This window comes from Blautia sp. AM47-4 (genome assembly GCF_003479865.1).
GTDB lineage: Bacteria > Bacillota > Clostridia > Lachnospirales > Lachnospiraceae > Fusicatenibacter > Fusicatenibacter saccharivorans.
Genome location: NZ_QUHY01000033.1, coordinates 1 through 21,124, shown reverse-complemented (window position 1 = coordinate 21,124; position 21,124 = coordinate 1). Strand labels below are relative to the sequence as shown.

The following is a 21,124-nucleotide window of genomic DNA, read 5'->3' as shown; positions in this document are numbered from 1 at the left end:
TATAGCGTGCATTTCCTATCAGATTTGCACGCTTTTACAAAACGACAAGAAAACTGTGCAAAAATATTGACTTGTAATGACCGAATGCTATAATATAAATGACAAGTGTACTTGGTATTATTTGAAGGGAGCGTTATATAATGGATAAAGAAAAAATACTATCACAAAACAAAAAAGAGAATCTATATCTTGATGAATACGAAAAACATATTAAACTTCAAGGGAAATCTTTTGGCTTAATGTTTGTTTTATTTATCTGCATTTTAATTCTTTTCATTAAAGCAGTTTGTAAAGAACCTTACTATGACATAATGACAATTATTGGGTCTGTGGCATTTGGCTCTATGGGTTATGAAGCACATATTTCAAAAAATAAATCCAAATTTGTTATTGCTTTATTCTTTTTTCTATTTATGGGGTATTACTTTTATAAATTTTTAATGGTAGGTTTATAGAATGGACGAACATTTAATTTTGCGAAACAGATTAAAAACTGTACGAAAAGAAAAAAAATTATCACAAACAGAATTAGCTGAACTAGTCGGGGTTTCTCGGAATACAGTTAGTTCTATTGAAACTGGACAATTTAATCCAACAGCAAAATTGGCATTAGTGCTTTGTATAGCTTTAGATAAAAAATTTGAAGAATTATTTTATTTTGATTAAAGGAGAGAACGATTATGGAATTAGAGGAATTGATTGTTGAAATAGTTATAGGATTGTTTTTACTTTTTACATCTTATCAAATAGGTATAAAAGAGAATATTACTTTATTACATGGTTATCATTATACACAACTTGACCCTAAAGATAAAAAGGTGTTTACAAAAAAAATAGGAATAGGCACTTTACTGGTTAGTATTGGTATTCTTGTTATGCCGATTATCAATTTAATCTCTCATTCTGAATTAGGCTATTACATAGGTCTTATTTTGATTGTTGTAGGAGTGTTTTATATCATATTCATCATTGTAAAATACAATGGAAAACTTATTAGCTTTAAAAAGTAGAATTGAGGTATGAATATGATAGGACTGAACAAAAGAGATATAAAAAAGGCATTGAAAGCTGGTGCAAAAGCTGGCGGTGTATCATTGGCTGATGTTCGGGCGGATATTGAAGCTACGATTGATGAAGCTATGAATAGCACCGACCCAGAGGTGCAGGCAAATTTCAAAAAGTATTTTGGGAATAAACGCCCTACACCAGAAGAATATATTTATATCATTACGAAAAAGACAAAGGCAAAATTATAATAAAAGGGTCGTGGAAATGCTTCACAAAATTGTGATCTGCATTATCACGGCTCTTTTACTCTCTGTTTACTTTCAAAACTGTAAGTGTAATTGAATACTGCCCTTGCTATAATTTAATTGTATTCCAAAACAAATAAATGTGGCAGGAAGAAAGGAGCGATTTTTAATGGAACACATTTTAAATTTAGAGCAAGTAAAAAAATACTACGGGGGTAACTCTGGAAATATCACAAAGGCAGTAGACGGTATTTCTATGTATGTAGATAAGGGCGAATTTGTCGCAATCATGGGAGCTAGTGGTTCTGGAAAGACTACCCTATTAAACTGTATCTCTACGATTGATACTGTAACCAGCGGACACATTACAGTCAATAATCAAGATATTACCAAAATCAAGGATAAAGATTTTGCTGATTTCAGACGTGAAAATTTAGGGTTCATTTTTCAAGATTTCAACCTTTTAGATACTTTAACGATTGGAGAAAACATTTCTTTATCATTGGTTATCAACAAACAGAACCCTACTGATATTGAGAAAAGAGTTCATGCTATCGCCGATAAATTGGGTATTCGTGATATTTTATCGAAATTTCCTTATGAAGTTTCTGGCGGACAAAAACAGCGTTGTGCTTGTGCTAGAGCCTTAATCAATGAACCGAAACTGATTTTAGCTGATGAACCGACGGGAGCTTTGGACTCAAAAGCTTCCAGATTATTACTGGAAACAATGTCTGAAATCAACAAGAAAATGCAGGCTACTATTTTAATGGTAACACATGACCCGTTTAGTGCGTCTTTCTGTGAACGTATTTTGTTCTTGAAAGACGGTAAAATATTCAATGAAATTTTCAGAGGGGAAAAAAGCAGAAAAGATTTCTTCAATGAAATACTGGATATATTAACCTTGCTCGGAGGTGAAGTGGGAAATGTTAGGTAAGTTAGCGTATAGAAATACAAAAAGAAATATTAAAGATTATTTGATTTATCTGATAACCGTTACTGCATCCTTTTCTCTTATATTTGCTTTTAATTTGGTGGCAAATTCTGATGAAATTGTAAAGTTATGTTCCAGTATGGATGCATTTAAGAATTCATTGTTCGCTGTAAATATTCTTATTATTTTTGTGATATGCTTTTTGATCAACTATACAACGAAATTTATGTTTGAAAAAAGAAGTAAAGAATTAGGAACATATATGCTTCTTGGCATTAAGAAAAAAGAAATTGCCCACTTAGTTGTAATTGAAAATATACTGTTGGGAATTTTAGCATTTGTATTAGCTATTCCTATTGGCTTTTTATTCAGCCAGTTTGTGTCGTTAGTAATTGTAAACTTACTGGGTATTCCAAAAACTCTCTTTATTTCTTTGAATTTCGTTTCTATTGGACTATTGATAATTTATTTTTTAACTATTTATGTTTTGGTTTTGCTTAATCTATTAAGAAGAATAAGTAAAATGACGATACGTGATTTTCTTTATTTTGACAAACAAAATGAAAAGAAAATGTTCCGTGACAGTAAAAAAAGAAATGTCATTTTTGTTTTAAGTATTATTCTTGGTGCGATTTCTCTTTTTCTCTGGAATTCACGTTGTACTATGGATAATTTTAATAAGCAAGAAACACTTACTTATTTGATGGTAAGCGTAATCATGTTGATTATCAGCATTTATGGTATATCTACAACTTGTGCAGATATGTTCTTGACTGTTATCTTAAAATTTTGTATAATAGGAATTGAAGTTAAATTAGATGCTAAAAATTTGTAATTAAGAAGGAGGGATTCGTCATGTTGGTATTCCAAATGTGTAATGTAGATAAAACATCTACTGTTTTGAAACAGACTAAAAACAGTGATTACGCAGATAAATAAATACGTTAGATTAATTCCTACCAGTGACTAATCTTATGACTTTTTAAACAGATAACTAAAATTACAAACAAATCGTTTAACTTCTGTATTTATTTACAGATGTAATCACTTCAGGAGTGATTACATGAACAAAAATATAAAATATTCTCAAAACTTTTTAACGAGTGAAAAAGTACTCAACCAAATAATAAAACAATTGAATTTAAAAGAAACCGATACCGTTTACGAAATTGGAACAGGTAAAGGGCATTTAACGACGAAACTGGCTAAAATAAGTAAACAGGTAACGTCTATTGAATTAGACAGTCATCTATTCAACTTATCGTCAGAAAAATTAAAACTGAATACTCGTGTCACTTTAATTCACCAAGATATTCTACAGTTTCAATTCCCTAACAAACAGAGGTATAAAATTGTTGGGAATATTCCTTACCATTTAAGCACACAAATTATTAAAAAAGTGGTTTTTGAAAGCCGTGCGTCTGACATCTATCTGATTGTTGAAGAAGGATTCTACAAGCGTACCTTGGATATTCACCGAACACTAGGGTTGCTCTTGCACACTCAAGTCTCGATTCAGCAATTGCTTAAGCTGCCAGCGGAATGCTTTCATCCTAAACCAAAAGTAAACAGTGTCTTAATAAAACTTACCCGCCATACCACAGATGTTCCAGATAAATATTGGAAGCTATATACGTACTTTGTTTCAAAATGGGTCAATCGAGAATATCGTCAACTGTTTACTAAAAATCAGTTTCATCAAGCAATGGAACACGCCAAAGTAAACAATTTAAGTACCATTACTTATGAGCAAGTATTGTCTATTTTTAATAGTTATCTATTATTTAACGGGAGGAAATAATTCTATGAGTCGCTTTTTTAAATTTGGAAAGTTACACGTTACTAAAGGGAATGGAGATAAATTATTAGATATACTACTGACAGCTTCCAAGAAGCTAAAGAGGTCCCTAGCGCCTACGGGGAATTTGTATCGATAAGGGGTACAAATTCCCACTAAGCGCTCGGGACCCCTTGTAGGAAAATGTCCTAAGTGTGGCAACAATATTGTATTAAAAAAATCGTTTTATGGTTGTTCAAATTATCCTGAATGTAAGTTTACTTTAGCTGAACATTTTAGAAAGAAAAAACTAACCAAAACGAATGTAAAAGAATTACTGGAGGGAAAAGAAACCCTGGTAAAAGGAATCAAAAACAAAGAGAAAAAGCCCTACAATGCCGTTGTAAAAATTGGGGAAAAGGGATATATTGATTTTATCTCTTTTTCAAAATAAACATAAAAGCCCTTTAAAGAGGGCTTTTATATATTAATCACAAATCACTTATCACAAATCACAAGTGATTAATCACAAATCACTTGTGATTTGTGATTCTTAATGATACAATATTACTATGTTTTAGCTTTAAAGGCTCGTACAGACTATATGTTTTGTGCGGGCTTTTTTCATACCCGAAAAAATTTAAAAAATTTTTCAAAAGAGGTCATTAAATCACACCTAGCTGTCCTTATATGGTGCGGAAAGAGGGATAAACACTTTTCAAATCATAAAGGAAAGGAGGTGAGATTGATGAAACCGTCTGACTTCCAGAAAACAGTTCAATGTCGTTTTGAAAGTTGTTTAAAGAAAGTTGTCCGTAGTGTCGTGAAAGATTATTACAAGGAATTAAACCGTCGTAAGAATAAAGAAATATCTTTCAGCGAATTGCCAGATGTCCTTGTTGATAAAATGGCTGTTTGGGACGACTACGAAACAGATTATACAATCTTTTCAGTATGTGGCATTGATATTCGTGTCCTTGATGATGAATTGGCAGAAGCCTTGAAGAAACTTCCAGAAAGAAAACGCAATACTCTGTTGATGTATTACTTCTTGGAAATGACAGAAAGTGAAATTGCCAACTTGTAGAAAATCACGCAAAGCGGTGTATTTAGAAACCGACATCACGCTTTGGAAACTATGAAAAAAATACTCAAGGAGGAACATTAGAAAATGAAACAGTTATTTAAGAAACCGTCTTATTACTTGATTTCATCAGCTATGGACGGAAACGAAAAAGCGATTGAAAAATTACTGGCATTTTATGACCCTTACATATCAAAGTGCTGTTTGCGTTCACTTTATGATGAATACGGCAATGTTTATATCGTTGTAGATATGGAATTAAAAGGACGTATCAGAGAAGCACTTATCAAAATGATTTTAGGTTTTGATATTGAAGATATGGACTTAGAACCAGAAGAATAAGCAGTTTTTAGCGGAGCATGATTTAATATCCCCCTCTTTCCTGCTCTGCCACCTGCTTTTATATGAAAGCAACACGCTTTCACCACAGCTCTTTGACAACTGAATAAAGCAGACAGATACGTTTGTGAGATGGCGAGCCACGGGGACTGTACGCCACGACCTTTTCAAAAGAAAGCGAGCGACCCACGCAGTGATCCGAGAGCGACTGTTGGAAAAGTTGTTTTGCCACGACCTATCCTCACAGAATAATGATACGTCCGCATGGTGCGGTTCTGCCCACAAGAATGGGAATAGTTGAGATACTAATGGAGCTTTCCAAAGCCGTCTGCCTGCTTGTAAAAAACGACACACAGTAAAGGGGGGTGCATAGATTATGAACAATACTGATGTGCCTATTTGGGAAAAATATACGCTGACGGTTGAAGAAGCGTCCAAATACTTCCGCATTGGCGAAAAGAAATTGCGTAAATTAGCCGAAGAAAATCTTGACGCTGGCTGGGTTATCGTGAACGGCAACCGTATTCAGATTAAGCGAAAACAATTTGAAAAAATCATAGATACATTGGACGAAATCTAATGTCATTGAGCCGTAGATATGGTATAATAAATATAGCGTATCACGGCTCGTTCCATGACGGAAAGGAGCTTTACACTATGTCTAATGTAAAACGAAAAGACAGTAAAAATCGCAATTTGCGTAATGGAGAGAGCCAGCGAAAAGACGGAAGATACGTTTATAAATATACCGATATATACGGAAAGCCACAATTTATCTATTCTTGGAAACTTGTACCGACAGACAAGACACCTGCTGGAAAGCGTGATGATATATCGTTGAGGGAAAAAGAAACACAGATTAAAAAAGACCTTAACGACGGTATCGATACAGCAGGCGGTAAAATGACAGTCTGCCAGCTCTACGACAAGAAGAACAGCCAAAGAAAGAACATCAAGAGGGCTACTGAAAAAGGACGACAGTATCTTATGAACGCTCTGAAAAATGACCCATTGGGTATGAGGGCGATTGATACTGTTAAGCAGTCGGACGCTAAAGAATGGGCTATCAGAATGAGCGAAAAAGGATACGCCTATAAAACGATTGATAACTACAAGCGTTCCTTGAAAGCGTCATTTTACATGGCGATACAAGACGACTGTATCAGAAAGAACCCGTTTGAATTTAAGCTAAGTGATGTTCTGGAAGATGATACGGAGCAGAAAGTTATCCTTACACCAGAGCAGGAAGAACGCCTGCTTGCCTTTATGGAAAAGGATAAGATTTACAGCAAGTATTATGATGAGGTTGTGCTTCTGCTGGAAACGGGACTTCGTATTTCTGAATTTTGCGGACTAACGACGCATATTGATATGCAGAACAGAATACTCAATATAGACCACCAGTTATTGAAAGACAGCGAAATCGGCTACTATATTGAAACGCCAAAGACCAAAAACGGAAAACGAGAACTTCCATTGACAGAACGGGCTTATCAAGCAATCCAAAGAATACTAAAGAACAGAGGAAAGGCACAACCGTTGATTGTAGGTGGTTATAGCAATTTCCTATTCTTGAACCGTGAGGGCTTACCTAAAGTTGCAGGAAACTATGAGGGCATGGTGCGAGGACTAATTAAGAAGTATAACAAGTATCACACGGACAAGTTACCGAACATCACACCACATTCATTCCGACATACTTACTGTACGAATATGGCAAACAGAGGAATGAACCCAAACACCCTGCAATATCTTATGGGACACGCTAACATAACCATGACACTTGGCTATTATGCACACGGTACATTTCAATCTGCAAAAGCAGAACTGGAAAGACTGGCTTGTTAATATCGGAGCTTATATTTACTACTCATTTACTACTTTTGGTTGCATTTTCATGCTGGTAAATGCCAGCTTATGCAAGGTATCTTCCAAAAAGAAAATACCGATAAAGCCCTAAAATACGGGATATATCGGCATTTACCAACTTATGAAAAGATAATCAGAAATTTAGTAAGTTTTTTTACTAAAAAACAGCGGGAGGAGAAGGAAATGCTGAAGAGTCAGGAAATGCGGAAACTTGCACCGGAGATGGATCCGCTCCGGATTGGAACAGGATGGAAAAAAGAGGATCTTGAAAAACCGCAGATTATGGTGGAGAGTACGTACGGGGACAGCCACCCGGGAAGCGGCCACTTAAATCTGCTGGTCGAGGAAGTGCGGAAAGGCGTTGCGGAAGCGGGGGGCTTCGGGGCGCGGTATTTCTGCACCGACATCTGTGACGGCGAGAGCCAGGGAACGGACGGCATCAACTACAGTCTTGCGAGCCGCGAGATGATCGCCAATATGATCGAGATCCACGCGAATGCGACACCGTTTGACGGCGGCGTCTATCTGTCGAGCTGCGACAAGGGTATGCCGGGCAATCTGATCGGCCTTGCGCGTGTCGATATTCCGGCGGTTGTTGTGCCGGGCGGAACGATGAATGCGGGACCGGAGATGCTGACACTGGAGCAGCTTGGCATGTACAGCGCAAAATTTGAGCGCGGTGAGATCGACGAGGAGAAGCTCGACTGGGCGAAATGCAATGCCTGCCCGAGCTGCGGTGCCTGTTCGTTTATCGGAACGGCATCCACGATGCAGATCATGGCGGAGGCACTCGGCCTCGCCCTGCCTGGAAGCGCTCTGATGCCGGCGACAAGCCCGGATCTTCTGGCATATGCACAGGAGGCAGGCAGCCAGGCGGTAAAACTGGCACAGATGGAGCATATGCGGCCAAGCGATCTTGTGACGAAAGAGAGTTTTGAGAATGCGATTCTTGTCCACGCGGCAATTTCGGGAAGCACAAACTGCCTGCTGCACATCCCGGCCATTGCGCATGAGTTCGGCATCGAGATTACCGGCGACACATTCGATCGTCTGCACCGCAACGCGCGGTATCTGCTCGATGTCCGCCCGGCGGGAAGATGGCCGGCAGAGTGCTTCTATTATGCGGGCGGCGTTCCGGCGATTATGGAAGAAATCAAAGATCATCTGCATCTCGATGTGATGACAGTGACCGGAAAGACACTGGGTGAAAATCTGGCGGAGCTTCGTGAAAATGGATTTTATGAGAAGTGCAGCGGATGGCTCGCAAAATTTAATGAGCGGTATGGAACTTCGATTACAAAAGAAGATATTATCCGCCCGTATGACAAGGCGATCGGAACGGACGGCAGCATCGCTGTTCTGCGCGGAAACCTTGCGCCGGAGGGAGCCGTCATCAAGCACACGGCCTGCCCGAAAGAAATGTTCCACGCCGTCCTCCGTGCCCGACCGTTCGACAGCGAGGAGGAGTGCCTCGATGCCGTGCTGAAACATAAGGTTCAGAAAGGCGACGCCGTCTTCATCCGCTACGAAGGCCCGAAAGGCAGCGGTATGCCGGAGATGTTCTATACTTCCGAGGCAATCAGCAGCGACAAAGAGCTTGGAAAGAGCATCGCGCTTATCACCGACGGCCGTTTCTCCGGCGCCTCCACCGGCCCGGTCATCGGCCACTGCAGTCCCGAAGCTGTAGACGGCGGCCCGATCGCACTCGTCGAGGAAGGGGATTTGATTGAGATTGATGTGAAGGAACGAAAACTTAACATCATCGGAATCGCAGGAGAACGCAAGTCCATGGAAGAAATTGATGCGATCTTAAAAGAACGCCGCCGGAACTGGAAACCGCGCGAGCCGAAATACAAAAAAGGCGTACTCCGTCTTTTCAGCCTCCACGCAGCAAGCCCGATGAAAGGGGCGTATCTGGAATACTAAAAATACTTGCGTTTTTCTGGGATGGTCTTTAGAAGTTAAGGCAGAGCAAAAAATGGAGGAAGGAGCAACAGAAAAACAAGTGAAAGAAAATACCTAAAAAACAAACTGTTCCTGTATAATGTTGCATCTCTTCAGAAAATGGTCGGAAGTCCAGATTCTGTCCAGAAGAATGTGGTGCTGGAGAACAATTCGCTGTCGGCGGAGCAGATTACCGGTGTGGAAAACCGAAAGAGCAAGGCAGGCGAAGCCGTTCTTCCGGTACTGCGCAGTGTTTCGCTGTTTCTTCTCGGGCTGCTTGGCGTGCTTCTGATTCTGCTGACGCTGCTTGTGATTGCGGCGGAGGCGGCGCGGATCATCTGCCTTGGACAGGCGGCAAAGAAACAGCAGCAACCGATGCAGAACTCGCCCGCAGATTTCCGGCGGTCGAGCCAGGCGAATATACGCGTGTCTGCCATCTGATCGAGAAACATATCTACGGTGAGATTCTGCTGTCTCCTTATGAGGAACGTACGCTGAACCATTTTCTGGAAAAGCTGATGGAGCCGGTACCGGGCTGCAGCTGGAAAATGCGGCTGAAGCTGCGCTATGCGTGTCTGCGCCGTGTGAATACGAAGAAAAAGAAGAGAAAGCACAGCGCTTTCCAGCAAAAATAAGGGTTAGGAAAACAAATGAAAAGAGGGATTTTACCATGAAATTTGTAACATTTAATATTCGCTGTGATTTTGGCCAGGATGGAGCCAATAATTTTATCTACCGCAGACCGCTGATTCTGGAAAAAATCAGACAGGAAAAGCCGGATATCATCGGTTTTCAGGAGGTACTGCCGCATGTGGCTGCCTGGCTGAAGGAAAATCTGACGGAATATTACATTGCCGGATGTGGAAGAGAAAAGGATCTGACCGGTGAGGCAATGATCATTGCCTATCGGAAAGAACGTTTTCAGAGTGTGAGCCTGGAAACCTTCTGGCTGTCACCGACACCGTACGTGCCGGGATCCCGCTATCCGGTACAGAGTATGTGCCCGCGTACTGCGACGGATGTGGTATTTGAGGATATGGAGACCGGAAAAGTGTTCCGCGTCATCAACACCCATCTGGATCACGAGTGCGCCGGGGCGAGAAAGCTTGGCCTGGAGCAGATTCTCGCACATCTGAGAGCAGAGAAAGCATTTGCCGATGTGCCGGTGATTCTTAGCGGCGACTTCAATGCCGAGCCGGACAGCGAAGAGATGAAACCGCTGAGGGAAACTGCCGGTCTTGTGAATGCGACGGAAGGAATCGGCATTACCTTCCACAACTATCATCGCGATGATCCGAATGATCCGCAGTGCTCGATTGACTACATCATTCTCAAAGGGGACTGGGAACTGAAAAAGGTGGAAAAATGGACGGAGCAGAAGGACGGTGTGTGCCTTTCTGATCATTATCCGATCTGTGCGGAACTTATTTAAAATATGGATGCAAGAGGCGGCCGCCGGGAGAAAAAATCTTCTGGCGGCGTTTTTTTACGATAGTTATAGGAAAAACTTATAACAAGTCAAAGAAAAAAGGGAATATACAAACGCCGCATTTTCTGTTATGATAGGTTACGTTACAAAACCTATCAGATTAGTATAGAAAGAAAAATTACGAAATAACAGGAGATTATTCATATGGCAAGAGGAATTGACACAAAATGTATCCATTTAGAAGAAGACGAAGGACAGTGTAGCCACTACGGCGCACTCAGCTACCCGATTTATCAGACCGCAACGTATGCGCATCCGGGCGTAGGACAGAGCACCGGATTTGATTACAGCAGACTGCAGAACCCGACCAGAGAGCATTTGGAGAAGATGGTGGCTGCACTGGAAAACGGAATTGATGCGTTTGCATTAAGCTCCGGCATGGCAGCGATCTCTCTTCTGATGGAAATGTTCCGCCAGGGCGACCACATCATTGCGGATTCCGATCTGTACGGCGGAAGCATTCGTCTGTTCCACAACGTCAACGAGAAAAACGGCGTCGAGTTTTCCAGCATCGACTGCTGCCGTGATGACGTGGAGAGTTATGTGAAAGAAAATACAAAAGCAATCTACATCGAAACTCCGACGAACCCGATGATGAACGTAACCGACATCCGAAAGATGGCGGATATTGCAAAACGCCACAACCTGATTCTGATTGTGGACAACACCTTTATGTCCCCGTATTTTCAGAATCCGCTCGATCTCGGTGCGGACGTTGTGATTCACAGCGGCACGAAATACCTGAGTGGCCACAACGATACACTGGCAGGCTTTATCGTGACGAACCGCGAAGATATTCAGGAAAAACTGCGTTTCCTGATCAAGACAACAGGTGCAGGCCTTGCTCCGTTTGACTGCTGGCTGGTACTGCGCGGCATGAAGACGCTTGGCATCCGCATGGAACGCTCCCAGGAGAATGCAGAACAGATTGCCGCATGGCTGCAGCAGCAGAAAGCAGTCACAAGAGTGATTTATCCGGGACTGCCGGATCACCCGGGCCATGAGATTATGAAAAAACAGGCAAGAGGCTTCGGTGCCATGCTGACAATCCAGCTCGAGAGCAAAGAGTTTGCCCTTGCCATTCTGGAAAAGGTAAGAATGATCCGTTTCGCAGAGAGCCTCGGCGGCGTGGAGACACTCGTTACGTATCCGACGACGCAGACACATGCCGATGTGCCGAAGGAAATCCGTGAGCGGAACGGAATTACGGAGAGCACCCTTCGCTTCTCTGTTGGAATTGAAAATATCGAGGACCTGATCGGCGAGCTTGAGAAGGTTTTTGCAGAAATTGAGGAAGAGAAAAATGACGGAAAGAAATCTTGATTTTGACAGAATCATCAACCGAAAAAATACAGACTGTTTAAAATATGACTTCGCAGTAAAACGCGGTATGCCAGCCGACGTGCTGCCGCTGTGGGTGGCGGACATGGACTTTGAGACATCCTCCTACATCGAGGATGCGCTGGTAGAGCGTGCGAAAATGGGCATTTACGGCTACAGCGATGCGCAGACTCCGTATTTTGAGGCCGTTGCGGGATGGATGAAACGCCATCACAACTGGGAGCCGAAAGAAGAATGGCTGATCAAAACGCCGGGCGTTGTATTTGCACTTGCGATGGCAGTCAAAGCTTACACCGCGCCTGGGGATGCCGTGCTGATCCAGTCACCGGTTTACTATCCATTTTCGGAAGTCATTGCGGATAACGGCAGAAGAGTTGTCAGCAGCACGCTGGTGCTCGGCAATGATAACCGCTATCACATGGATGTGGCGGATTTCGAGGAGAAGCTGAAAGCTGAAAACGTGAAGCTCTTTTTCCTCTGCAATCCGCACAACCCGGTCGGAAGAGTCTGGACGAAAGAGGAGCTGACGGCGATCGGCGATCTCTGCGTGCAGTACGGCGTGACCGTTGTAAGTGATGAGATCCATGGAGATTTCATTTTTAAGGGCGAGCATCAGGTGTTTGCTGCGATCAAAAAAGAGTACGAGGACATCACGATCACCTGCACCGCGCCGAGTAAGACATTCAATCTGGCAAGTATGATGATGTCAAACATCTTTATCGCCAACCCGGAACTCCGTGCGAAATTCCGGAAACAGCTCGATGCAGCCGGAACGAGCCAGCTTGGTGTGATGGGTCTGGTGGCATGCGAGACGGCATATAATAAGGGCGAGGAGTGGTATGAGGCAATGCTTTCCTATGTGAAGGCAAATGCAGAATTTACAAGGCAGTATGTGGAGGAGCAGATTCCGGGCGTGAAGATGATCGACCTGGAGGGAACATATCTCGTATGGCTCGATTTCCGCGAGACGGGGCTTTCTGTCGACGAACTGGAAGACCTGATCATCAACAAGGCGAAGCTGTGGCTCGACAGCGGCAAGATCTTCGGAGACTGCGGTCGCGGCTTCCAGCGGATCAACATCGCCTGCCCGCGCGCAACCCTGACCGAGGCACTGGAGCGGATTCGGGATGCGATGAAAAGCAGATAAAGCCACACCGATGAGATGCGTAGCATTTTGGAAGTTGGCTCTGAACAGTGACGAAAACATGTTGAAAAGGCGCAGCTTACGGAACATCTTTTTGGGAGATATGATTTTTTTTGTGTCTCCGGTAGAGAAAGAAGAAAGCTGCGCCTCCGCATATCAAAACGAGTACTTTCACCGGAATCTGATATACCGGATACACAGAGGTATAAATGCAATGATATTCTGGCGAAGAAACTTCGCTTTCCTCAGCAGGGCTCGGGCTCCAGGAAAAAGATGCCAGAATTCGAAAATATTTTTTATCAGAAGAAAACTGGCTATAAGGAAGATAAAAATCTGGGTTTCCAGGCGTTGTGATTTTCCGTTCCAGCGTCCAGGGTTCTTCCGTGCTGTTCCGAGTCCACAATTCTGCTTTTTCTAATTCAAAAAGATACATCAGTGGATCTGTCTCCAGACGGATAAAGTCTTCTTTCGCAGTTCTTACCTGGGTTATATTTTGAAAATCGAAAACTGTCTGATATAACAAAGAACGATCTGATTTTTCCTGATAGGTGAGTACATTTGCGGCATACAGATCTTGGAAACTTTTTGTCTTTTCAGATCGTTTAAAAAAATAGAAATCGATAGGTTTGGAAGAAGTTTTTCGATACTCGTTTTCTAAACTGGATTCTATTGGCGAAGCATTTTCTGGTACGTTTTCTTTTAAAAAAGAGCACAATACCGTATCGTCATTTTCGAATGCAGTGTCTGCTTTGACTGGAACAGAAAAACAGAATAACAGGGTGAAAAATAAAAATTTGATTTTTTTCATAATGAGTTACCTCTTATTTATGGCTTTATTCAGTTGATGCCGGATTTAAAAGTTTTTTTGAATGGTTGTTCTGTACTTTTTGTTCCTGCAATTCCTAAAACATTCATAATCTGCCCGTTTTTCTACGAGTAATGGCGACTTGCTCATGATTTTACTTAAATTACTTGAAAATACCTTAAACACAATTTGCCTATCAGAGAAATTTGTGCTTCTGGATAGGCAAATTGTTACTTTGAAAGAGTAATTAGAAATTAAATGTACTTGTATGTGGTGAATGAAAGTTTAATAACTTAGGTTCATTGTTTTATATGCAGTATAGGCTGTTCCTGATGGAGAGTAGCTAATTCCACCACCGTTGTAGGAAAAAGAGATACTGTAGCCGGTTTTCTGGGGATTATATAAGTATCCCATTACAATTCTTTTATCACTGCTATTACCTGCAGTAGCGTGACAGTATGTAACACCTTTAAGCTTCATGGCATAGTCGGGTGTTCCTAGTTGACTCCCTGAAAATTCAGCACCAGATAATTGCTGATTATTTGCAGTAAGAGTTCCACCGACTTTCCAATCGTTCATAGTATTATCTTTGTACCATAATTTTCCACCATATTCATACGGTCTCATAGCAGCGCCTAATTGAAAAGAAAAACTGTCTTTTCCGCGAGGTTGTTTATTAGAAGTAAACTCGTATGTTGGATAGATATAAATGGTTGATGCATTTTTAAAAGCTGATGCAGTAAAGGAAATACCGGTTAAAGTTTCGCTACTGAGTATCGATATTTGATTTTCGATATTTGAATTAATATATTCAAAATGTTTACCTCCACTTTTTAAGTCATCCACAATGAACTGCATGACGTCATCATCCAGCTTTTCTATTTCCTTTTGTGGCATTCCGGTTTTTAATAGATATGCTTTGTTAGATAGAACAACATTATTATCTGCCTTTACATTGCAAATTACCATATTTAAGGACAGAATACAACAAATAAAAAATGCAAGACATGTTTTTAATTTTTTCATGATGAGTGGTCTCCTTTCATAAGTATTGTTGGATGGTTTTAGTTTTTTATTTATCCTTAGATTAGTGCACTATCTGAAAAGTAAATTCGTTCGTTAATATGGATGATAAAATAGAAAATTAATAAAAATGCTTGTAATTATTATATAAATATATGAAAAATAAATCAATAGTCAAAAAACATATAAATAAATATATGAATTTGTAAAAAACAACGATTTTGTAAAAAGAATGTAATTTTAGAGAGATATATACGTATAAAAAAATAAAACGTGATTTTAATTTGCAGTGATATGGATTCTATGATATAGTGTGGTAAAGTGATGCTGTGAAAAAAAACAAAACCCCGTCGGCAAACAAGGCGGGCAGCGCAGGAAAGGGGATCATAACAATGTATATTACATGTCTGGATGTAGAAGGAGTACTGGTACCGGAAATCTGGATCGCGTTTGCGGAGGCAAGCGGAATCCCGGAACTTAAAAAAACGACACGCGACGAGCCGGATTACGATAAACTGATGAGATGGAGACTTGGAATCTTAAAAGAGCATGGCCTTGGACTGAAAGAAATTCAGGCTACGATTGAAAAAATTGATCCGCTGCCGGGTGCAAGAGAGTTCCTTGACGAGCTGCGCACCTTCTCCCAGGTGATCCTGATCAGCGACACCTTCACGGAGTTTGCCGCGCCGCTGATGAAAAAACTGGGCTATCCGACGCTGTTCTGCAACTCTCTGGAAGTCGCAGACGACGGCGAGATCACAGGATTTAAGATGAGAGTTGAGCAGTCGAAGCTTACGACTGTAAAAGCACTGCAGTCCATCGGATTTGAGACGATCGCAAGCGGTGATTCCTACAACGACCTTGGCATGATTCAGGCAAGCAAAGCAGGCTTTCTGTTCCGCTCGACCGATAAAATCAAAGCCGACTATCCGCAGATTCCGGCGTATGAGACGTATGAGGAGCTGCTTGGCGCGATCAAAAAGGCAATGGATGAGAAGTAAACAAAAAAGGTGATTTCCGGCCGGAGGCTGCGACGAACGGTCAGGAAAACAGAAATATGGGGGTTTTATTACATGAGAAGAAGAATTCAGGTAGAAGCAGAAAAACCACAATTCTGCGTTACAACAGGAATTACATTTGCACAGGCGGATGCCTGGTTTGGAAACACGGTGCAGGATTTGAAGCTGGATTTGATTTACCCGCGGGATAACACCAGAAAATATCCGTGTGTGGTATGGATTTGCGGAGGGGCCTGGATCCAGATGGACCGCTCGGCACATCTTGCCTATCTGTCCGTACTGGCACATCAGGGATTCGTTGTTGCATCGGTAGAATACCGCACAAGCAATGAGGCAAAATTTCCGGCACCGCTGCAGGATGTGAAAGCAGGAATCCGTTATCTGCGTGCACATGCCGATCGCTTCAACATTGATCCGGACCGCATCGGTGTGATGGGAGAGTCTGCGGGCGGTTATCTGACCTGCATGGCAGCGCTTGCGACAGATCCCGTTTATGATGTGGGAGAAAATCTGGAATATTCCAGTGCCGTACAGGCCGCCTGCCCGTGGTACCCGCCGACCGATTTCCGCGGATTCCCGTACAGTGATCCGGAGCAGTGTGCGGCATCTCCGGAATCCCTTCTGATGGGCAAAAACGTGATGCGCCATCCGGAAGAAGCCCTCGCATGCTGTCCGGTCAGCTTCGTGACAAAAGCCGCACCGCCGTTTCTGATCATCCACGGAGAGGATGACCATACTGTTCCGTTCGGACAGGGAGAGGAACTGCACGACGAACTGGAAAAAGCGGGATGTGACGTCACACTGCTTTCGATCGAGGATGCCGACCACGCAGATCTCCATTTCTTCCAGAAGGAAGTGTGGGACGAAATCTGTGCGTTCTTCCGCGCAAAACTGTAAAAGAAGCAAAAGCAGAGTGAAAGTCCAGGAGATTTTCGCTCTGTTTTTTGATTGTTTGGGAGAATCTGTGGTGCAGCATTTTTTGCAGGATAAAGTCTACCCATCGGAGTTCTTTCCGTGTATAATGAATACAGGAAAGATCACAATGTGAACAGGAAGGAGGCCGCCATGGGAAGATTTTTAAATCCGGGAAATGAAGCATTTTCGGAAGTCATTCATTCAGAAATCTATGTAGATAAAACACCGCTTCTGGAATATACCAACAGAGTGATCAGTACTACATCAAAATTTATCTGCAGCAGCCGTCCGAGGCGTTTCGGAAAGTCGATCACAGCGGAGATGCTGTCGGCATATTACAGCAAAGGAAGTGATTCCAGAGAACTGTTTGCGGACTATGCGATTCATAAGGCGGAGTCCTTTGAAAAACATCTGAACCAGTATGATGTGATTCATTTTGATGTCCAGTGGTGCATGATGGATGCCGGAAATGCGGATTGCGTTGTGGAATATATCAATAACGGAATTCTGCAGGAACTGAAGGAAAAATACGGAGAACTGATTCCGGATACTGTGAAGACGGTTTATGGGGCGATGTCCTATATTAAGGCTGCTGCGGGAAACAAATTTGTTGTCATCATCGATGAATGGGATGTACTGATCCGAGATGAAGCGCAGAACCATAAAGTGCAGGAAGAATATATTGATTTTTTAAGAGGCATGTTCAAAGGATCGGAACCGTCAAAATATATTGCACTGGCGTATCTGACAGGAATTCTGCCGATCAAGAAATTAAAGACACAGTCCGCCCTCAACAATTTCGAAGAATTCACCATGCTGGATGCAGGAAGAATGGCACCGTATGTTGGCTTTACAGAAGCGGAAGTGCATGATTTATGCGACCGGTACGGACAGAACTATGAACAGGTGAAATCATGGTATGATGGATATTCTCTGGAAGGGTATCAGGTATATAATCCCAAAGCCGTTGTCAGCCTGATGCTGAACGGAAAATATAAAAGCTACTGGTCCAATACCGGCAGCTATGAAGCAATCGTGCCACTGATTAACATGAATTTCGACGGACTGCGGGCAGTTATCATAGAAATGATGTCGGGGGCCGCCGTGGATGTGGATGTGACGTCTTTCCAGAATGATACTGTAAGCTTTGCCAACCGGGATGATATACTGACGTATCTGATCCATCTCGGATATCTGGCTTACGATCAGGACAGGCAGCAGGTTTTTATTCCGAATGAGGAAATCAGACATGAACTAAACAATGCGGTGAAACGCAACAAATGGAATGAAATGATTACTTTTCAGAAGGAATCCACAGATCTGCTGGATGCAACCCTGGATATGGATGAAAAAGCGGTAGCGGATGGCGTAGAGCGAATTCATCAGGAGTACAGTTCGGTGATCCAATATAATGATGAAAATTCCCTGAGCAGCGTGCTTACGATAGCATATTTAAGCTCCATGCAGTATTATTTCAAACCCGTAAGAGAGCTGCCGGCTGGGCGTGGTTTTGCAGATTTTGTTTATCTTCCGAAACCGGAATACAGAACAAGTTATCCGGCGCTGCTGGTAGAACTTAAGTGGAACAAAAGCACAGATACAGCTATGGAACAGATCCGGGACAAAAAATATCCGGATTCTATTCTGGAATACACAGGAGATCTTCTTCTTGTGGGGATCAACTATAATAAAAAGACGAAAGAACATGAATGCAGGATTGAAAAGATAAAAAAATAGAAAACAAAATGCAGAGAAGAAAAACGTCATACTATGGATGAGGGATTCATGGTATGACGTTTTTGCAAACATTTGAGTCGATCCGAAACAGGAATGAACGATTAGATTTTAGGAATTTTTTTCAAAAAAGTCCTTGATCGGTAGCAACTCCCGGGTGATAAACTAAAGCTACAAAGACAGGGAAATAACAAAATATCACACATCAAAATAAAACAGGGAGGTTATGATGATGAATTTTACATTAAGCAATCAGGTGCAGATCCCGGCAGTGGGAATCGGAACTTTTATGATGACACCGGATCAGGCAGAGCAGGCGGTTGTGGACGCATTAGCATGCGGATACCGCATGATTGATACTGCACAGGCTTATATGAACGAGCGTGCAGTTGGGCGCGGAGTTAAAAGATCCGGGGTGGCAAGAGAGGACATTTTCATCTCGACCAAAATATGGGCGAGCCAGTATCTGACAGAAGGAACGGTAGAAAAGAGCCTGGAACTGCTTGGAACCGACTACATCGATCTGATGTTTATCCATCAGCCGGCAGGCGACTTTATGGCAGGCTACCGCAAACTGGAAAAAGCGTACAAAGAGGGCAAAATCAAAGCTATCGGTATTTCCAATTTCCAGGGTGAAAAGTTGAAAAAACTGCTGGAAGAGTGCGAAATCAAACCGCATGTGATCCAGATGGAAGCGCATCCGTATTACCGCGATGAGGAGACTATTTCCGCACTTGCTCCGTGCGGCTGCCGTGTGATGGCATGGTATCCGTTGGGACACGGTGATCATGCACTGCTTGAGGAGCCGATTGTCAAAGAACTTGCGGAAAAATATGAAAAGAGCACCGCGCAGGTGATCTTAAGATGGCACACCCAGGTTGGAAATATCGTCATCCCGGGTTCTACGAATCCGGAGCACATCAAGGCAAACCTCGATATCTTCGGTTTCGAACTGACCGACGAAGAGATGAAGAAAATGGAAGGCCTGAATAAAAACGTGCGTTACTATTACCCGGATGAGGAAAAACTGGCAGCATATGTGAATATGAAGATCGATTTGGACAGCCAGAAATAAAATAAATACGGCCTGCCAAAGATGGAAGAACATGTGTTTACTGCATTTATTTGATAAGAAAGGGAAACAAAAATGGAATATAAAGTATTGACAAATGGTATAAAAATGCCGATGGAGGGTTTTGGGGTTTTTCAGGTAAGAGATAAAGAAGAGTGCAAAGAATCTGTATTAAATGCCATCCGGGCGGGCTATCGTCTGATCGACACGGCGGCTTCTTATACAAATGAAGATGCCGTTGGGGAAGCCGTCCGTGAGGCGATTGCAGAAGGAATCTGCACCCGCAAAGAACTGTTCATCACATCCAAGATGTGGGTTCAGGATATGCAGAATTATGAAATGGCAAAGAAAGCCATCGATCATTCGATTGAGACGCTTGGCGTGGAATATCTTGATCTTTATTTGCTGCACCAGGCAATGAAAGATTATTTCAGTGCATGGCGTGCTATGGAGGATGCATACAAAGAAGGAAAGTTAAGAGCCATCGGTGTTTCCAATTTTTATCCTCATGTGCTGGCCAACTTCTGCGAAACAGTAGCAATCCGTCCTATGGTAAATCAGATTGAAATGCACCCGTACTTCACGCAGGAGCCGGCGTTAAAAGTTATGGAAGAGTATCAGATTGTGCCGGAGGCATGGGCACCGCTCGGTGGAGGCCGTCACAATCCGTTTGAAAACGAGATGGTAAAAGAAATCGCTGACGTACACGGAAAGACCGTAGGACAGATTGTTCTGCGCTGGAATGTACAGCGCGGCGTTGTGGTCATTCCGAAATCGGTTCACAAGACGAGAATCGAAGAGAATTTTCAGATCTGGGATTTTACACTGACCGAAGAGGAAATGCAGAGAATCAGCTCACTGGATCTCGGCTATCAGGGAACTGCGGTAAAACATTTTGATCCGGAATTTGTTAAAATGTGTAATACCAGAAAAATCCACGAATAAAACAGGGCGGTTCGTTTTCCGACTGCGGTAAGATCGTTTCCGCACAGGCAGACGTTGCGTTCCTGGACCCTTTGGGTCAGAAATAAAAGTCAAAAATAAGAAAAGCCAGAAACGCTGTGCATCGTTTGCTTCTGGCTTTTTTTGCTTGATAAAAAACGTTTCACGTACGAAACACCTGTACCGATATCTTCGTCACATATTCTTTCACAGACGCCGTTGCCAGTTCGTCGATCACTGCTTCTTTGTAGGAATACTGGCCCGTCGAAAAATGGTTCTGGTCGATCCAGTCGAAGAGGGTTTTGTAGGTGTCTTTTGAAAACGGCGCGTCGCATTCTCGTTACTTTAGCCTGCAAATAAAAAGTCAATACTAAAATTGAAGAAAGTTAAAAAACTTTACAGGTTAAAAATTAGGCATTAAAATAAGGCCACCACAA

25 protein-coding genes are annotated in these 21,124 nt (G+C 42.3%); 23 read left to right on the top strand and 2 right to left on the bottom strand.

The window, feature by feature from the left end:
* Positions 1 to 140: 140 nt before the first annotated feature.
* The 18 genes from DW965_RS16190 (at position 141) to DW965_RS16090 (ending at position 13,180) form a co-directional block, all read left to right on the top strand.
* Positions 141 to 455, top strand: coding sequence for a DUF6442 family protein (locus tag DW965_RS16190; RefSeq protein ID WP_003061887.1), 315 nt, complete (start codon positions 141 to 143; stop codon positions 453 to 455).
* Between the two features lies 1 nt (position 456).
* Entirely contained in the window at positions 457 to 666 is a 210-nt protein-coding gene (locus DW965_RS16185) for a helix-turn-helix transcriptional regulator (protein WP_007286202.1), read from the top strand.
* 14 nt (positions 667 to 680) lie between these two features.
* Positions 681 to 1,010 (top strand): DUF3784 domain-containing protein, encoded by a 330-nt coding sequence (locus tag DW965_RS16180; protein ID WP_003061243.1) that lies wholly within the window; start codon positions 681 to 683, stop codon positions 1,008 to 1,010.
* Positions 1,011 to 1,025: 15 nt separating this feature from the next.
* Positions 1,026 to 1,256: a hypothetical protein gene (locus DW965_RS16175; protein WP_003060191.1), complete on the top strand. Its 231-nt coding sequence runs from the start codon at positions 1,026 to 1,028 to the stop codon at positions 1,254 to 1,256.
* A gap of 166 nt (positions 1,257 to 1,422) precedes the next feature.
* Positions 1,423 to 2,193, top strand: a complete 771-nt coding sequence (locus DW965_RS16165) for an ABC transporter ATP-binding protein (RefSeq protein ID WP_003061398.1) — start codon at positions 1,423 to 1,425, stop codon at positions 2,191 to 2,193.
* Entirely contained in the window at positions 2,183 to 3,025 is an 843-nt protein-coding gene (locus tag DW965_RS16160; protein WP_003060411.1) for an FtsX-like permease family protein, read from the top strand. Before DW965_RS16165 ends, DW965_RS16160 begins: the two co-directional genes overlap by 11 nt.
* A 20-nt stretch (positions 3,026 to 3,045) precedes the next feature.
* A complete protein-coding gene (locus DW965_RS16155) occupies positions 3,046 to 3,129 on the top strand; it encodes a 23S rRNA methyltransferase attenuation leader peptide (protein WP_032491781.1) in 84 nt (27 codons plus the stop codon).
* A 124-nt stretch (positions 3,130 to 3,253) separates the two neighbouring features.
* Positions 3,254 to 3,991, top strand: a complete 738-nt coding sequence (erm(B), locus tag DW965_RS16150) for a 23S rRNA (adenine(2058)-N(6))-methyltransferase Erm(B) (RefSeq protein WP_008687088.1) — start codon at positions 3,254 to 3,256, stop codon at positions 3,989 to 3,991.
* Positions 3,992 to 4,136: 145 nt separating this feature from the next.
* Positions 4,137 to 4,421, top strand: a complete 285-nt coding sequence (locus DW965_RS16140; RefSeq protein WP_002326770.1) for a topoisomerase C-terminal repeat-containing protein — start codon at positions 4,137 to 4,139, stop codon at positions 4,419 to 4,421.
* 294 nt (positions 4,422 to 4,715) lie between these two features.
* Entirely contained in the window at positions 4,716 to 5,054 is a 339-nt protein-coding gene (locus DW965_RS16135; protein WP_442857832.1) for an RNA polymerase sigma factor, read from the top strand.
* Between the two features lie 84 nt (positions 5,055 to 5,138).
* Positions 5,139 to 5,393, top strand: a complete 255-nt coding sequence (locus tag DW965_RS16130) for a helix-turn-helix domain-containing protein (protein WP_002322727.1) — start codon at positions 5,139 to 5,141, stop codon at positions 5,391 to 5,393.
* Between the two features lie 373 nt (positions 5,394 to 5,766).
* A complete protein-coding gene (locus DW965_RS16120; RefSeq protein WP_002322728.1) occupies positions 5,767 to 5,970 on the top strand; it encodes an excisionase in 204 nt (67 codons plus the stop codon).
* A 77-nt stretch (positions 5,971 to 6,047) separates the two neighbouring features.
* Positions 6,048 to 7,238 (top strand): site-specific integrase, encoded by a 1,191-nt coding sequence (locus DW965_RS16115; protein WP_003062094.1) that lies wholly within the window; start codon positions 6,048 to 6,050, stop codon positions 7,236 to 7,238.
* 204 nt (positions 7,239 to 7,442) lie between these two features.
* Positions 7,443 to 9,185: a dihydroxy-acid dehydratase gene (gene ilvD / locus DW965_RS16110; protein WP_055227858.1), complete on the top strand. Its 1,743-nt coding sequence runs from the start codon at positions 7,443 to 7,445 to the stop codon at positions 9,183 to 9,185.
* 174 nt (positions 9,186 to 9,359) lie between these two features.
* A complete protein-coding gene (locus DW965_RS16105; RefSeq protein WP_147342031.1) occupies positions 9,360 to 9,644 on the top strand; it encodes a hypothetical protein in 285 nt (94 codons plus the stop codon).
* Positions 9,645 to 9,873: 229 nt separating this feature from the next.
* A complete protein-coding gene (locus DW965_RS16100; RefSeq protein ID WP_022462537.1) occupies positions 9,874 to 10,635 on the top strand; it encodes an endonuclease/exonuclease/phosphatase family protein in 762 nt (253 codons plus the stop codon).
* A 201-nt stretch (positions 10,636 to 10,836) separates the two neighbouring features.
* On the top strand, positions 10,837 to 12,015 hold the full coding sequence (locus DW965_RS16095; RefSeq protein WP_022462536.1) for a trans-sulfuration enzyme family protein: 1,179 nt from the start codon (positions 10,837 to 10,839) through the stop codon (positions 12,013 to 12,015).
* Positions 11,996 to 13,180 (top strand): MalY/PatB family protein, encoded by a 1,185-nt coding sequence (locus DW965_RS16090; protein WP_022462535.1) that lies wholly within the window; start codon positions 11,996 to 11,998, stop codon positions 13,178 to 13,180. The genes DW965_RS16095 and DW965_RS16090 overlap by 20 nt, the downstream gene beginning before the upstream one ends.
* A 76-nt stretch (positions 13,181 to 13,256) precedes the next feature.
* On the opposite strand, the gene DW965_RS16085 is transcribed toward DW965_RS16090, so the two are convergent.
* Together DW965_RS16085 and DW965_RS16080 are read right to left on the bottom strand one after the other, a co-directional pair.
* Positions 13,257 to 13,985, bottom strand: a complete 729-nt coding sequence (locus DW965_RS16085) for a hypothetical protein (protein ID WP_022462534.1) — start codon at positions 13,983 to 13,985, stop codon at positions 13,257 to 13,259.
* Between the two features lie 282 nt (positions 13,986 to 14,267).
* Positions 14,268 to 15,008: a hypothetical protein gene (locus tag DW965_RS16080; protein ID WP_022462533.1), complete on the bottom strand. Its 741-nt coding sequence runs from the start codon at positions 15,006 to 15,008 to the stop codon at positions 14,268 to 14,270.
* A 389-nt stretch (positions 15,009 to 15,397) separates the two neighbouring features.
* Between DW965_RS16080 and thrH the strand changes: the two genes are divergently transcribed.
* The 5 genes from thrH (at position 15,398) to DW965_RS16055 (ending at position 20,690) form a co-directional block, all read left to right on the top strand.
* Entirely contained in the window at positions 15,398 to 16,006 is a 609-nt protein-coding gene (thrH, locus tag DW965_RS16075) for a bifunctional phosphoserine phosphatase/homoserine phosphotransferase ThrH (RefSeq protein WP_055227856.1), read from the top strand.
* Positions 16,007 to 16,078: 72 nt separating this feature from the next.
* Positions 16,079 to 16,921: an alpha/beta hydrolase gene (locus tag DW965_RS16070; RefSeq protein ID WP_117762221.1), complete on the top strand. Its 843-nt coding sequence runs from the start codon at positions 16,079 to 16,081 to the stop codon at positions 16,919 to 16,921.
* A 168-nt stretch (positions 16,922 to 17,089) separates the two neighbouring features.
* A complete protein-coding gene (locus DW965_RS16065) occupies positions 17,090 to 18,676 on the top strand; it encodes an AAA family ATPase (protein ID WP_117762222.1) in 1,587 nt (528 codons plus the stop codon).
* Positions 18,677 to 18,905: 229 nt separating this feature from the next.
* Positions 18,906 to 19,748, top strand: a complete 843-nt coding sequence (locus DW965_RS16060) for an aldo/keto reductase (RefSeq protein ID WP_330410169.1) — start codon at positions 18,906 to 18,908, stop codon at positions 19,746 to 19,748.
* Positions 19,749 to 19,820: 72 nt separating this feature from the next.
* On the top strand, positions 19,821 to 20,690 hold the full coding sequence (locus DW965_RS16055) for an aldo/keto reductase (RefSeq protein ID WP_117762223.1): 870 nt from the start codon (positions 19,821 to 19,823) through the stop codon (positions 20,688 to 20,690).
* The last annotated feature ends 434 nt before the right edge of the window (positions 20,691 to 21,124 follow it).